The sequence below is a fragment of the Janthinobacterium sp. 1_2014MBL_MicDiv genome (genome assembly GCF_001865675.1).
Lineage (GTDB): Bacteria > Pseudomonadota > Gammaproteobacteria > Burkholderiales > Burkholderiaceae_D > Janthinobacterium.
The window spans coordinates 2,590,651-2,603,935 of sequence record NZ_CP011319.1; the positions used below are offsets into that span (position 1 = coordinate 2,590,651).

Consider the following 13,285-nt stretch of genomic DNA (forward strand, 5'->3'; position numbering starts at 1 on the left):
GTGCCATGCGGATGAGCCGATACTTGTATACTGCTTGCTTTCGTCTCGCTTCCGATGCATTTCGCCCGCTACTCAACCGCAGAGCCATGAACGATCCGCACACCACCGCGCTTGCTCCCGAACCGCACGCCATCGCCATCTCCGACAAATCCCTGCGCCGCCGCTCGCTGTTCGCCGCCTGCGGCGCGCATGCCGTGCATGACGGCTTGACCGATGTCATCTATGTGCTCTTGCCCATCTGGCAAGCGCAGTTTGCCATCAGCTACGCCATGGTGGGGCTGCTGCGCGGCTCGTATTCGGGCATGATGGCCGGTTTCCAGTTGCTGGCCAGCCGCATGGCGCGGCGCTGGGGGCGCGAGCGCATGCTGGTGGGCGGCACGGCGCTCGCTGGCCTCGCCTATCTGATCGCGGGGCAGGCGGGCGGCCTGGCCGTGTTGCTGCTGGCCTTGCTGCTGGGCGGACTGGGCGCCAGCACCCAGCATCCGCTGGCCTCGTCCATCGTCACCGATACGCACGAGGCGGGCGGCGGCGTGAAGGAAGCGCTGTCGCAATACAATTTCGCCGGCGACATCGGCAAGACCCTGATCCCCGCGCTGGTGGGCCTGCTGTTGCTGGTGTGCAGCTGGCAAGCCAGCGTCAGCCTCATCGGCCTGCTGGGCCTGGCGGCGGCCGGCTTGCTGTGGTGGCTATTGCCGAAGCCCGGCGAGCTGCAAGCCATCCAGAAAAAAGTGCTCAAACCGATCGCGGGCAGCGGTTCGGCAGGGGGCTTTCGCGCGCTGCTGGCCACGGGCACGCTGGACAGCGCCGTGCGCATGGGCTTTCTCACCTTCCTGCCATTTTTATTGAAAAGCAAGGGCGCGGGCACGGCCGGTATCGGCGTGGCCTTGTCCCTGCTGTTCGTCGGCGGCGCCTTCGGCAAGCTGCTGTGCGGCTATCTGGGCGCGCGCATCGGCATGATGAAGACCGTGTGGCTGACGGAATCGATGACCTCTATCCTCATCGTCGCGGCCCTGTGGCTGCCCCTGGCCGGCATCATGGCCATGTTGCCCTTGCTGGGGCTGGCGCTCAACGGCACCTCGTCCGTACTGTACGGCGTGGTGCCGGAACTGGCCGGACCCGGCAAGCGCGAACAGGCATTCGCCCTGTTCTACACGGGCACCATCGGCGGCGGCGCGCTGTCGCCCGTGCTGTTCGGCGCCTTGGGCGACCATACGAGCGTGCCGACGGCCTTGACGGTGCTGGCGGCGCTGTTGCTGCTGACCTTGCCGCTGGCGTGGAAGGTGCAGAAGGGTTTGCGGGCGTGACGGGGGAAGACTGGTTTGCGCGGGAACAACTGCACCGCGCCGCACAGGATGGGGACATGAAGGAGATGCGGCGCCTGCTGGATGCCGGTTTTCCGCCGCGGCTGTTTGACGACTTGAGCTGCACGCCGCTCCACTATGCCGTCCAGGGCGAGCATTACCATGCCGCCGAGCTGCTGCTGGGCGCCGGCGCGCAGGTCAATGCGCATGAGCAAGACCGGATAGGCGAGACGCCGTTATGCCTGGCCGTGCAGGGCGACTACCCGGAAATGGTCGGCTTGCTACTGAGCCATGGCGCGGACCCGGACATTCCCGGCTGGATGGGGCTGACGGCGAGGCTGCGCGCGCGCAAGCGCAAGGATGAGGCGGGCCGGCAGATCGCCGCGCTGCTGGCGCGCCATGCGCCGGTTCTCGCACGGTGATTCCCGGCATGCGCACTTGCCCGCCGATACTCCCATCGTCTACACTCGCCGCATGAAAAATTTTGAAAAGCGGCGCGACCGCTATGACTTGTTCCGCGCGTTCGAGAATCCCCTCGTCAACATCAACTTCATGCTCGACGTGCCGGATTTCCGTCCGTACTGCAAGGCGCGGCAGATTCCCGTGTTTCATTTCTTCCTGTTTTGCGTCTTGAACACGGTCAAGGACATCGACAATTTCATGTACCGCATCTACCAGGATGAAGTCATCAGGATCGACGATTTCCCCGCCTCGTACACCGTCATCAATGGCGACGAAAACCTGAACTACACGCGCTTCGCCATGACAGACCAGCTCGACGTCTTCATCGCGCGCAGCCTGGAAGCAAAACGCATCGCCGAAACCAGCTCCGAGCTGATCAACACCGGCGAGGGCATGAGCGAGCGCGAACAGCGCAACAATATCTTCATCACCAGCCTGCCGTGGCTGGACATGCAGGCCATCGAGCATCCGATCCACCGCCACCGCGACGCCGATATCCCGACCTTTACCTGGGGCAGGTTTGGCCCTGCGCAAGACGATGGCCGCATGACGCTGCCGTTTTCCGTGCAAGCCCACCATGGTTTTGTCGACGGCTATCACATCCAGAAGCTGGCGCAGGCGCTGGCGCGGCGCATCGCCGATATGATTTCTTAAACCATATAGTCGCTGGGCGCCTGGCCCAGCACGCGGCGGAACGCGGCCGTGAAGGCGCTGGGACTGGCGTAGCCCAGGTCCAGCGCGATCCGCGTGACGGCTTGCCCGTCGGCCAGGCGCGCGATGGCTGCCAGCAGGCACGCTTGCTGGCGCCATTGGGCAAAGCCCAGCCCCGTCTCGGTGCGGAACAGCCGCGTAAACGTGCGCCGGCTCATGCCCGCCTGCGCCGCCATCGCGTCCAGGCTGCCATCGATGCGCGGTTGCCGGAACAGTTCAGTACACAGCCGCGCCAGCCTGGCGTCCCGCGGCAGCGGCGCGCTCAGGGGCAGGGGCGTGGCGGCGGCGATTTCGTCGAGCAGCAGGGCCATCAGGCGCCCGGCGCGCGATTCGGCCGCATATAAAGCATCGACCTTGACGGCGTCGGCCAGCAGCTGGCGCAGCAGCGGCGAGGCGCCCAGCACCTGGCAGTGCGCCGGCAAGCCTGCCTGGACCACGGCGCCGGGCTCGATGAAGACATTCAGCATGGTCACCGCGCCATGCATGCGCATGCCGTGCGCCAGGCCGGCCGGCACCCAGCAGGCGCGCTGCGGCGGCACCAGCCAGTTGCCTTGCGGCGTGTGCACGCTGATGGCGCCTCGCGCCGCATAGGCGAATTGCCCACGTGCATGCTGATGGCTGGGAAAGATGTCGCCGGACGCATGGTCGCGCGCGGTGGCGATCAGCGCGCGCGGCGATTCCGTATAAAAGTCGCTCATGGCCCGAACTCTACAGTATTTGACCCGGCATCGAAAGCGGGCCGCCATGCGTGCCCTTACCATGGCTGTTTTCTACTCGGGAGCAGTGATGCACAATACCTATCATCGCGTGGGCACGGGCGCCCATGCCGTCCTCGTGCTGCACGGCTGGTTTGGCGACGCGCACGCCTTTGCGCCGATGGAGCCTGGCCTCGATGGCGCCAGTTTCAGCTATGTCTTCATGGACAACCGCGGCTATGGCGGCATGCGTGGCGCGGCGGGCGACTACACGGTGGACGAAGTGGCGCGCGACGCGCTGGCGCTGGCCGATGCACTCGGCTTTGCCACCTTCAGCGTGGTCGGCCATTCGATGGGCGGCATGGTGCTGGAAAAACTGGCCCTGCTGGCGCCCTTGCGCCTGCGCAAGCTGGTGGCCGTGGCGCCCGTGCCCAGCTGCGGCGTGGCCTTCGAGGCGGCGGCCCGCGCGCTGTTTCTCGACGCCGCCGGCAGCGTGGCGGCGCGGCGCGCCATCATCGACCGCAGCACGGGCGCGCGCTTGCCTGCAAGCTGGCTGGACTGGAAGGCGGCGTATTCCTGGGCAAGTTCGGATGCGGCCGCGTTTGCCGCCTATTTCCTCGCCTGGAGCGAGACGGATTTCAGTGGGGAAGTCAAGGCGGCGCGTCCGCAGCTGCCCATGCTGGCGCTGGCGGGCGAGCATGACCCGCGTTTCGATGCGGCGCTGATGCGCCGGACGTACCTGGCGTGGTACCCGCGGGCCAGGCTCGAGGTGCTGGCCAATGCGGGACACTATCCGATGAATGAAACGCCGCTGGCCCTGGCGGCCAGCATCGAGGCGTTTTTGCAGGAAAAGTAACTGCGCCGCTTATGCCGCCTTGGCGCGCAGGCGCAGCAGGCTCAGGCCCAGCAAGATGAAGGCGCCGCCCGAGATGCGGTTGAACAGCCTGGCGCGGCCCGGCGTGGCCAGCTGGCTTTTCAGCAGGCGCGCCAGGTTGGCGTAAAACAAATGGGCCAGCATGGCGCAGGCGACAAACGAGGTCGTCAGCACGGCAAACTGGATGCCCACGGGCTCGCCCGGCGTGATGAATTGCGGGAACAGGGCCGAAAAGAACAGGATGGCTTTCGGATTCGTCAGCGCCACCGTCAAGCCCTGGCGGAACAGTTTCCAGAACGAATTCGGATTCGCCGTGCCCGGCAGCGCTGGCGCGTCGGCCACGATGCTGGTCTTGCTGCGCCATTGCTTGATGCCCAGGTACACCAGGTACAGGGCGCCAGCCAGTTTCAGCAGCATGAAGGCCGTGGCCGAGGTGGCCAGCACGACGCCCATGCCGGCCATGGCCACGCCGGAAATGATGAACAAACCAAAACCATTGCCCATGCTGCTGATCATCGCGCGGCGCGGGCCGACGGCGATGGCGTTGGAGATGGCCAGCAGGACGGCCGGGCCGGGCGAAAACGTGACGAGCAGGGCAACGCTGCAAAATAGCAGCCAGTTCGAGAGATGCATGGATGTTCCTGGATGGGGCCGTGGCCGGATTGAAAAGTCAAAACATGCTTATTGTACGAAGTTTTTCGCGCGCGCGTCGGCGGCCCCGGCAGGCGCAGCACACCGTGCCACGGCGTCAGACGAGCACAGGCAGCACGGGATGGGGAACGCCGTGGGCCAGATCCGGCTTCGGCATGCTCGATGGGGATGCGGCGGCGATATGCGCGGCCAGGGCACGGCCGCTGAGCCAGGCACCTTCCACCGTGCCGGCCTGCAGCCAGTCGCCGCACAGGCCCAGCCGCGAACGCTCATGCCAGGCGAACAGTTCGTCGTGGCCGGCGGCCGGGGCCGCGTGCTGCCAGCATTGGGTGCTCCATGCCAGCGGCGCCGCGCCGCCAAGCTGGGCGAAGGCGTGCAGCAGCGCCTTGGCCACCTGGTCGGCGGGCCAGTCCAGATGCGCTTCACTCCAGTCCGATTGCGCGTGCAGCAGCCAGCTTTCCTGGCCATGGCGGCCCGGCTTGCTGTTATTGCGCGCGACCCAGCGCAGCGGGCCGTGGTTGACGAAGGCGGCCTCGAACGGCAGGGCCAGCGGCTGCGCGTAGCGGGCCATGACGGCCCAGCAAGGGTGCATGACGCTGGCGGCCGCCAGGCTGGCCAGGCGGCGCGAATGGGCTTGCAGCAAGGGCAGGGCTTGCGGCGCGGGCATGGCCAGCACGACGCCATCGTAGACGGCTTCCAGCAAGCCCAGTTGCCGCGTTTGTAATTGCCAGCCAGCCACGCCACGCTGCAGGGCGGTAATCGTGGTTTGTAAGTGCAGCGGCAAGCCGCTGGCCAGCCAGCGGGCCGGCGCGTTCATGCGCGGCATGCCGACGAAGCGTTCGACGGGGCCGGCCGGCGCATGCGCGCTGCCGTCCGCCGCCAGCAGGCACAGGCGCGGCGTCCACAGGGCGGCCACGCCTGCCAGTTGCCAGCGCGCCACTTCGGCGCGAAACGCGGCCGAGCGGGCCGTGAAATACTGGGCGCCGTGGTCGCATTGCCAATCCCCGGCGCGCCGCGTGGCCATGCGGCCCGCCACGGTGCCCGCCGCATCGAAGACGCTCACTTGCCAGCCGGCGTGCTGCAAGGCGCTGGCGCACGACAGGCCGGCGATGCCGGCGCCGACGACGGCGATGTGGCGCGGCGCGGCCATGTGCGGCTTATCCATGCGTTTCCGTGGGCAAGGGCAAGCCTTCGGCGCGCGCCAGCCGGTCCATGGCCAGTTCCAGCATGGCCCTGGCCTGGCCCGTGGCGTGGGCCAGGTCCTGGTGCAGCAGGGCATCGTCCGGATGGCGCGTGGCGCAGTGCTGGCTGTAGCGCTCGAAACTGCCCACCATCGACAGGATTTCCGCCAGGTGGCGCGGGCATTCGCACTGCACGGTCGAGGTGGCGGCCGTGATGGCGGCCAGCGCCTGGGCGTCGAAACGGCAGGGCGGCACGGGCAGCGCGGCTGGCGGGGGCGGCGCGGCTGCCGGGCCGGGATGGCCCAGGGCGCCGGCGCACATGCGCAGGATGTCGGCCGGCGCGGCCGGTTCGCGCGCCAGCAGGCAGTCCTGCGCACGCAGGTGGGCGATGGTGGCGCTGGCGCCAAAATGGAAGAGCACGACGACGGTGCGGGCGGCGCCCGCCAGGCGCGCCGCACGGATCAGCGGCAAGGCTTCGTCGGACAGTTCGGCGATTTCAAGCATGACGATGTCGGCGCGCGCCCCCAGCAAGGCTTGCGGCGCCTCGGCCAGGCTGTCGCAGACGCGCACCACGTCGCAGGCGGGCAAGGTGGCCGTGCCGCGCAAGTCGCTGGACATGCGCATCGGCAAGGTGGTGCCGACGAGTGCCAGACGCAAGGGGCGCGGCGGCGGGACGCCGCCAGGCGCGCCGAGCGGCATCAGCAGTTGCTGCAGGCTGTCTGGCGGCAGGCGGGCCAGCATGCCGACGGCATGGCCGAGGTCGGCCAACTGCTTGATCAGGCCCAGGCGCTGGACTTGCTCCGGCGAATACAGGCGCTGGCCGCTGGCCGTGCGCTGCGTGGCGGAAATGCCGTAGCGGCGTTCCCACACGCGCAGGGTTTCCACGGGCAGGCCCGCCATCCGGGCGGCGGCGCCGCTGCGCAGCGCGCCGCGTTCGCCATCGTCGGCGACGCTGCCAATCGCCTCGTTCGATATGGTCGATGCTGTCATGATGACCCGCTTATGAACCGTGATTTTTTCATTGTAGCGGTTCAATTTCCTTGTGCAAGCGATATTCACGGCTACTTGTGCGATATCAAGCGGGTCACTTCGTTCAGGCGAACAGGCTGGCCACGACATGGTTGATGGCGGCGCCACCGGCGATCAGCCAGCAGAACAGCAGGCCTGCCAGCAGCAGCGGCTTGATGCCGGCGCGGCGGATGGCCGACATATGCGTCGTCAGTCCCAGGGCCGCCATGGCCATGGCCAGCAGGGCCGTGTCGATATCGGTGATGGTGGCCACCATGCTGCCTGGCAGCAAGCCCAGCGAATTGAAGGCCACCACGGCAATGAAGATGAAGGCAAACCAGGGGATGGCCAGCTTGGCCGCCTTGTTGCCGCCGCCCGCCCTGGCCTTGCCGCGCGCCAGCACCGCCGACAGGATGACGAGGAAGGGCGCCAGCATCATCACGCGCACCATCTTGGCGATCACGGCCGCGTTCGCCGCTTCCTGGCCGATCGACTTGCCTGCGGCCACCACTTGCGCCACTTCATGCACGGTCGAGCCGATGTAGACGCCGAAGGCCGTGGGCGTGGCGCCCAGCAGATGCCAGCCCAGGTTCAGCTGGTACAGCAAGGGGTACAGGAAGATGGCGATGGTGCCGAACACCACGACCGTCGAGACGGCCACGGTGACGTCCTCGCTGCGGCCTTTCACGACGGGTTCGGTGGCCATCACGGCCGCGGCGCCGCAGATCGAGCTGCCGGCGCCGATCAGGATGGCGCTGTTGCGCTCGAGCTTGAAGACCCGGGTGCCGAGGAGCATGGCCAGGCCAAACGTGGAGGTCAGCACCAGCGCGTCGATGGCGATGCCGGCCAGGCCCACCTGGCCGATATCCTGGAAGGTCAGGCGGAAACCGTAGAGGATGATGCCCAGGCGCAATAATGTCTGCTTGGAAAAAGCCACGCCGGCGCCGCAGGCGGGCGCCAGGCGCGCATATACGCTATTGCCGAGAATAATGCCGAGCATGATGGCCAGGGTCAGCGCGCTCATGCCGTGGCTTTGCATCCAGCCCAGCTTGCCCAGCTGGATGGCGCCATAGGCGATGAGGCCGCTTAGCAGAAGGCCGGGCAGCAGGCGGCCATAGCGGTCGTTGACAGTGCTGGTGTTGGTGGTCGAGAGGGATGACATGCCGTACTCCATGGTTCTGTGTTCGTATGGCATGACTGTACAGTTCGGTGATTAAATGGTAAAACGGATTGTTTTTGTATGTTTAACCTGAAAAATAGGTAAATGAGGAGGCAGCAGCGTGTCATTAACTTTACGCCAATTGCAGATCTTTCTCGCCGTCGCCGACACGGGCAGCACCAGCGCGGCCGCCGAACATATTGCCTTGTCGCAATCGGCCACCAGCGCGGCCCTGAACGAACTGGAAGCGCTGCTGGGCACGCAGCTGTTCGACCGCGTCGGCAAGCGATTGCTGCTCAACGACAACGGCCGCTTGCTGTTGCCGCAGGCGCGGCAGATGCGCGACGCGGCCGCCAGCATCGAGCGCCAGTTCGCGGGCGCCGACCCGTCCGTGCCCGTCAGCCTGCAGATCGGCGCCAGCACCACCATCGGGATCTATCTGCTGCCGCAGATCCTGGCGCAGGCGGCCCGGCAGTACGGGCGCAGCATCCCGCAGGTGACGATCGCCAATACGGCCGACATCGCCGCCGCCGTGGCCGCATTTCAGGTCGATATCGGCCTGATCGAGGGGCCGTGCCACGAGCCGGGCTTGCTGGTGGAGCCGTGGCTGACGGACCAGATGCTGATCGTGGCCGCGCCCACGCACCCGCTGGCGCAGCTGCGGCACCTGCTCAGCTTTACGGAATTGAACCAGGCCGGCTGGCTGCTGCGCGAGGCGGGCTCGGGCACGCGGGAGGCCGTGGAGCAGGCGCTGGTGCCGTATTTGCACTATCTGCGCGCCGCGGGAGAATTCAGCAATTCGGAAGCCATCAAGTACGGCGCGGCGGCCGGCCTGGGCATCGCCTGCCTGTCGCGCGTGGTCGTGGCCGATTTGCTGGCCAGCGGGCAGCTGGTGGAACTGGAAACCATGCTGCCGCCCCTGGAGCGCAACTTTTACCTGATACGTCAGTCTAAAAAGATCCTCTCGCCGCGCCTGACCGGCTTTCTGGAGCTGTGCCGCCACGCTTCGCGCATGGCGGGCTAGTTCGTTGTGCGGTCGCGGCCATTGTCACGGGATCCGGCGGGGGTGTTGTTGTTGTTGTTGTTGTTGTTGTTGTTGTTGTTGTTGTTGTTGTTGTTGTTGTTGTTGTTGTTGTTGTTGTTGTTGTTGTTGTTGTTGTTGTTTGTTACAGGACAAGCGTTACAGGGCACGCTCGTCCAGCTCGTAGTCAGTCGTAGTTGCTCTGGGTCTATTTTTCTTGCGGCAGCTTGCCAGCATCCGGGCGCGCCATGCGCGGAGCTGCTGGCAGTCATGCCTATTTGGGCCGTGGCGGCGCCAGGTTCGCATCGGGTGGCGCCAGGGTGCCCGCGCGTAGCCGCTTGACGGCTACGGCCACGGCGCGCGCCACGTTGCGCACTTCTTCCTGCATGGCCGTGTCGCGGTCCAGCGTTTCATGGCTTTGCGCGTAGCTGTCGTAATAACCGATGTAGCGGTCCAGCCGTGACTTGGCGCCCGCGTCGACCAGGCCCATCCAGTCCAGCCAGTCCGACAGGCCGCGTCGCACGCCTTCGATGCCGGCCACGTCGCCATGCACGACGAGGCCATACGCGCGCCCGGCCAGGTGTTTTGGATAATCCCAGCCTTGCAGCTCCAGCGCTTTCGCTTCCACGGCTTTCTTGCCGTGCGTGCTGGTCGGGTCCGGGTTGCCGCCGTCGGCACATACGAGCCTGTCTATCATCAGTTTCAGCACGCTGGGCGTCTGGTACCAGTACACGGGCGTGAGGATGATGACGGCATGCGCGGCCGTCCAGCGCTCGTAGATTTCCGCCATCCAGTCGTTCGTCTGGCGTTCGCCATGGTTCGGATAGCAGCTGCACGGCCAGTGGCACAGCGGCATGGCCGTCGAGACACAGCCCTTGCACGGGTGGATGTGCAAGTCGTACGAGGAGGTCAGCAGGCTCAGGTCGAGCACGTCGGCCTCGATCTCGTCCGCCAGCAGCACCTCCTTGGCCCACTGCGTCATGCGCCATGTCTTCGAAATTTCACCTGGGCAAGAACCGTCATTGCGCGCCGCGCCGCAGATCAACAGCACGCGCGAGGGCGTGGCCGGGTCTTGCTGACGCGCTTGGGCCGCCAGTAAACGGTTGCGCGTGGCCATCCATTCCACCGAGATATCGTAGTCGGGGTCTGCAAAGCCAGGTCCCGCCTTTTGCGTGAGAGGCGCCTTGCGGCCCTCCTTGTAGTTGTTCCACGCCACTTCTTCCACCTGCACGAGGGCGCCGCGTACGGCATCGAAGGTGGGGTCGGCAAACGAGCGGATGAATTGCAGGTGGAATTCGACGCGGCCCAGGGAATCGGGCGCCTGGCCCTGGCGCGGCACGGGAACGGCGGGAGTGACGGGAGTGACGGGAGTGGCGGACATGGCTTCTCCTTGATGGGGTGGAGCCATGCTGCCGCATGGGCGGCCCGCGGTCTGTGCGTTGAGCAACGGTGCGGGCGGGCTTGACGAAATTCCATTTCAGGGATAAATTCCCATATATGGGAAATCATGCATTGCTCGATAACGATACGGAACAGCGGCTGGCGGCGCGCCTGAAACAGCTGCGCGTGGAGCGGGGCTGGTCGCTGGACCAGCTGGCCGGCGCCAGCCAGGTCAGCCGCGCGACATTGTCCCGCCTGGAAAACGGCGAAGTCAGTCCCACGACGAGCGTGCTGGGCAAGCTGTGCGCCGCCTATGGTCTGGCCATGTCGCGCCTGCTGCGCATGGTGGAAGACGATTTCCCGCCCGTGCTGCGGCGTGCCCAGCAAAGCGTGTGGAGCGACCCGGACACGGGCTTTCGCCGCCGCTGCGTCTCGCCGCCATCGCGCGCGCTGGCCGGCGAGGCGCTCGAATGCGAACTCGATGCGGGCGTGACGATCGCCTATGCCGCCTCGCCGCGGCCCGGCATGGAACACCATCTGCTGCTGCAGGAGGGCAAGTTGAACGTGAGTGTCGATGGCAAATCCCACGACTTGCTGGCCGGCGATTGCCTGCGCTACCAGTTGCACGGCGCCAGCGCCTTCGTCACGCCGCCCGACAGCGGCGCACGCTATTTCCTGTTCATCGTCTGAGGCCGCCATGCATCCATCACTACGACTTTTCAGCTCCACGGATATTCTTGCGCGCCTGCCGGAACTGGGCGCGCTGCTGCAGGCATGCGTGCACGATGGCGCCAGCATCGGTTTTATCCTGCCCTTCGATGCGGCAGCCAGCCAGGGGTTCTGGACGGACAACGTGCTGCCGGCCGTGACGCGCGGCGTGCGCCTGCTGCTGGTGGCCGAGGTGGACGGACAGGTGGCGGGCGCCGTGCAGCTGGACTGGGATACCAACCCCAACCAGGCGCACCGGGCCGAGGTGCGCAAGCTGCTCGTGCATGCGGCATTTCGCCGGCGCGGCATCGCCCGCTTGCTGATGCAGGCGCTGGAAGCGCAGGCGCGGTTGCTGCCGCGCAGCCTGCTGACGCTCGACACGCGCAGCGGTGACCATGCGGAACCGTTGTACTTGTCGCTGGGTTACGTGGTGGCCGGCAGCATCCCCGGCTATGCGCTGGCACCGGCCGGCGAGCGGCTCGACGCCACCACCATCATGTACAAGCTGCTGTAGCGGGGAACTCATGCTTTCAGCCGCGCTCTAACAGCAGGGCGGTGCGCCGACGGTGTTGACACCATGGGCTGGGTGGTGCTTTGCTGCGTCTGCGTCTGCGTCTGCGTCTGCGTCTGCGTCTGCGCCGTGGCCAGGCTGATGCCGTGCGCCGCATGCGCAGGCGTCAACGCCGGCGCATGGCCCAGCTTGAAGATGCCCACCGTGCCCGACAGCTGCGTGGCGCGCTGCTGCATGCTGGCGGCCGCCGTTGACGCCTGTTCCACCAGCGCGGCGTTTTGTTGCGTCACGTGTTCCATCTGTACGATGGCGGCATTGACTTGCTCGATGCCCGACAATTGCTCGCCGCTGGCCATGCTGATTTCACCCATGATGTCCGTCACGCGGTGCACGCTGGCAACGATATCGCGCATGGTGGCGCCCGCCGTGTCGACCAGGCGCGCGCCCGCATCCACGCGCTCGACGGAGTCGCCGATCAACTGCTTGATTTCCCTGGCCGCGCCCGCCGAACGCTGCGCCAGGGTGCGCACTTCGCTGGCCACCACGGCAAAGCCGCGCCCCTGTTCACCTGCGCGCGCCGCTTCCACGGCCGCATTCAGTGCCAGGATATTCGTCTGGAAGGCGATGGCGTCGATGACGCCGATGATATCGACTATCTTTTTCGACGAGGCATTGATCGAGCTCATGGTCTCGACCACCTGCGCCACCACCTTGCCGCCTTTGCCCGCCACCTCGGCCGCCGAGAGCGCCAGCTGGTTGGCTTGCCGCGCGTTATCGGCATTCTGCTTGACGGTGCCCGTCAATTCCTCCATCGATGCGGCCGTCTGCTCCAGAGAACTGGCCTGCGCCTGCGTGCGCTGCGACAGGTCGAGATTGCCGGCGGCGATCTCGCCCGAGGCGCCCGCGATGTCGTGCGTGCCGCCGCGTACCTCGCCGACGATGCCGGTCAGGCTGGCCGTCATGTCTTTCAGCGCCTGCAGCAACTGGCCCACTTCATCGCTGGATTCGACGCGGATATTGTCGCTCAAGTCGCCGCCGGCCACCTTGCGGGCCACTTTGACGGCATGGCGCAGCGGGCGCACGATGCCGCTGCTGATGAACCAGGCCGTAAGCAGACTCAGCACGCCGCCGATCACGCCCAGTGCAATGATCAGCATGCTGGTATTGCGCGCCCGCGCCACGGCTGCGCCGGCCGCTTCGCGCATGAGGGCGGACTGGGCCGCGATCTGCCGGTCGATGTCGCGCAGGGCCGCCGGATCTGCCTGCGTGGAGTTGCGCAAGGCGTGCAGTTGTTCGATGCGCGCATAGCGCTGGTTCACGCTGGCGTCGATTTCCCCGCTGACCGTGGATAGTTGCCAGGTGCTGATGATCACGACGATGGCCAGCAACAGCGATGCCAGCAGAAAGCCTGTTGTCAGGCGTGCTCCGATACGGATGTTGGAAAGTTTCATGTCCCCTCAGCGGTTGTCCCATGGTGGCCACTTCCCATGCGGACGGCATGGTGCGGCGCGATTGCCCCTGACATTGCTGGGGTGAAATGAGTGTAGCAGTGCAGTACTAAGTAATCTATAAATATTTCCATATTGGAATTTGTTGCTGATTATTCAGCAACAGATGACGACT

The 13,285-nt window shown here is 66.1% G+C and carries 15 protein-coding genes; 7 read left to right on the top strand and 8 right to left on the bottom strand.

All coding sequences use genetic code 11. From position 1 onward, the window contains the following. The first annotated feature begins 86 nt into the window (after positions 1–86). Genes YQ44_RS11235 through YQ44_RS11245 form a run of 3 tightly spaced genes read left to right on the top strand, consistent with a single transcriptional unit; the run spans position 87 to position 2,417 of the window. The gene (locus tag YQ44_RS11235; RefSeq protein ID WP_071323455.1) at positions 87–1,304 is read left to right on the top strand and encodes an MFS transporter; all 1,218 of its coding nucleotides are present in this window, start codon (positions 87–89) and stop codon (positions 1,302–1,304) included. A gap of 56 nt (positions 1,305–1,360) precedes the next feature. After that, positions 1,361–1,723 (top strand): ankyrin repeat domain-containing protein, encoded by a 363-nt coding sequence (locus YQ44_RS11240; protein WP_071323456.1) that lies wholly within the window; start codon positions 1,361–1,363, stop codon positions 1,721–1,723. Between the two features lie 52 nt (positions 1,724–1,775). Then, positions 1,776–2,417, top strand: coding sequence for a CatA-like O-acetyltransferase (locus YQ44_RS11245; RefSeq protein WP_071323457.1), 642 nt, complete (start codon positions 1,776–1,778; stop codon positions 2,415–2,417). On the opposite strand, the gene YQ44_RS11250 is transcribed toward YQ44_RS11245, so the two are convergent. Then, the gene (locus tag YQ44_RS11250) at positions 2,414–3,172 is read right to left on the bottom strand and encodes an AraC family transcriptional regulator (protein WP_071323458.1); all 759 of its coding nucleotides are present in this window, start codon (positions 3,170–3,172) and stop codon (positions 2,414–2,416) included. The genes YQ44_RS11245 and YQ44_RS11250 overlap by 4 nt on opposite strands. 88 nt (positions 3,173–3,260) lie before the next feature. Between YQ44_RS11250 and YQ44_RS11255 the strand changes: the two genes are divergently transcribed. Further along, positions 3,261–4,025, top strand: coding sequence for an alpha/beta fold hydrolase (locus YQ44_RS11255; protein ID WP_071326412.1), 765 nt, complete (start codon positions 3,261–3,263; stop codon positions 4,023–4,025). Positions 4,026–4,034: 9 nt separating this feature from the next. Here the strand turns inward: YQ44_RS11255 and YQ44_RS11260 are convergent, their stop codons facing one another. The 4 genes from YQ44_RS11260 to YQ44_RS11275 form a co-directional block, all read right to left on the bottom strand. Further along, complete coding sequence (locus YQ44_RS11260; RefSeq protein ID WP_071323459.1) at positions 4,035–4,676, bottom strand: LysE family translocator; 642 nt, start codon at positions 4,674–4,676, stop codon at positions 4,035–4,037. A 115-nt stretch (positions 4,677–4,791) separates the two neighbouring features. After that, positions 4,792–5,859, bottom strand: a complete 1,068-nt coding sequence (locus YQ44_RS11265) for an NAD(P)/FAD-dependent oxidoreductase (RefSeq protein ID WP_071323460.1) — start codon at positions 5,857–5,859, stop codon at positions 4,792–4,794. Beyond that, positions 5,852–6,865 carry a MerR family transcriptional regulator gene (locus YQ44_RS11270; protein WP_083412132.1) on the bottom strand — a complete coding sequence of 338 codons (1,014 nt, stop codon included), beginning with the start codon at positions 6,863–6,865 and terminating at the stop codon, positions 5,852–5,854. Before YQ44_RS11270 ends, YQ44_RS11265 begins: the two co-directional genes overlap by 8 nt. Before the next feature lie 103 nt (positions 6,866–6,968). Beyond that, positions 6,969–8,045 carry a YeiH family protein gene (locus YQ44_RS11275; protein ID WP_071323461.1) on the bottom strand — a complete coding sequence of 359 codons (1,077 nt, stop codon included), beginning with the start codon at positions 8,043–8,045 and terminating at the stop codon, positions 6,969–6,971. Between the two features lie 118 nt (positions 8,046–8,163). Here YQ44_RS11275 and YQ44_RS11280 point away from each other — a divergent pair, with 118 nt between their 5' ends. Next, positions 8,164–9,066 carry a LysR family transcriptional regulator gene (locus YQ44_RS11280; RefSeq protein ID WP_071323462.1) on the top strand — a complete coding sequence of 301 codons (903 nt, stop codon included), beginning with the start codon at positions 8,164–8,166 and terminating at the stop codon, positions 9,064–9,066. On the opposite strand, the gene YQ44_RS29310 is transcribed toward YQ44_RS11280, so the two are convergent. Further along, positions 9,063–9,335: a hypothetical protein gene (locus tag YQ44_RS29310; protein WP_198043916.1), complete on the bottom strand. Its 273-nt coding sequence runs from the start codon at positions 9,333–9,335 to the stop codon at positions 9,063–9,065. The two genes, YQ44_RS11280 and YQ44_RS29310, sit on opposite strands and share 4 nt — an antisense overlap. Before the next feature lie 2 nt (positions 9,336–9,337). Continuing rightward, positions 9,338–10,444 carry a flavodoxin family protein gene (locus YQ44_RS11285; RefSeq protein ID WP_071323463.1) on the bottom strand — a complete coding sequence of 369 codons (1,107 nt, stop codon included), beginning with the start codon at positions 10,442–10,444 and terminating at the stop codon, positions 9,338–9,340. 116 nt (positions 10,445–10,560) lie between these two features. On the opposite strand from YQ44_RS11285, the gene YQ44_RS11290 reads away from it, so the two are divergent. Then, on the top strand, positions 10,561–11,133 hold the full coding sequence (locus tag YQ44_RS11290) for a helix-turn-helix domain-containing protein (RefSeq protein ID WP_071323464.1): 573 nt from the start codon (positions 10,561–10,563) through the stop codon (positions 11,131–11,133). A gap of 7 nt (positions 11,134–11,140) precedes the next feature. Continuing rightward, positions 11,141–11,665 carry a GNAT family N-acetyltransferase gene (locus YQ44_RS11295; RefSeq protein ID WP_071323465.1) on the top strand — a complete coding sequence of 175 codons (525 nt, stop codon included), beginning with the start codon at positions 11,141–11,143 and terminating at the stop codon, positions 11,663–11,665. An 8-nt stretch (positions 11,666–11,673) separates the two neighbouring features. Here YQ44_RS11295 and YQ44_RS11300 read toward each other — a convergent pair whose 3' ends face one another. After that, positions 11,674–13,113 (bottom strand): methyl-accepting chemotaxis protein, encoded by a 1,440-nt coding sequence (locus YQ44_RS11300; protein WP_083411773.1) that lies wholly within the window; start codon positions 13,111–13,113, stop codon positions 11,674–11,676. Positions 13,114–13,285 lie beyond the last annotated feature (172 nt).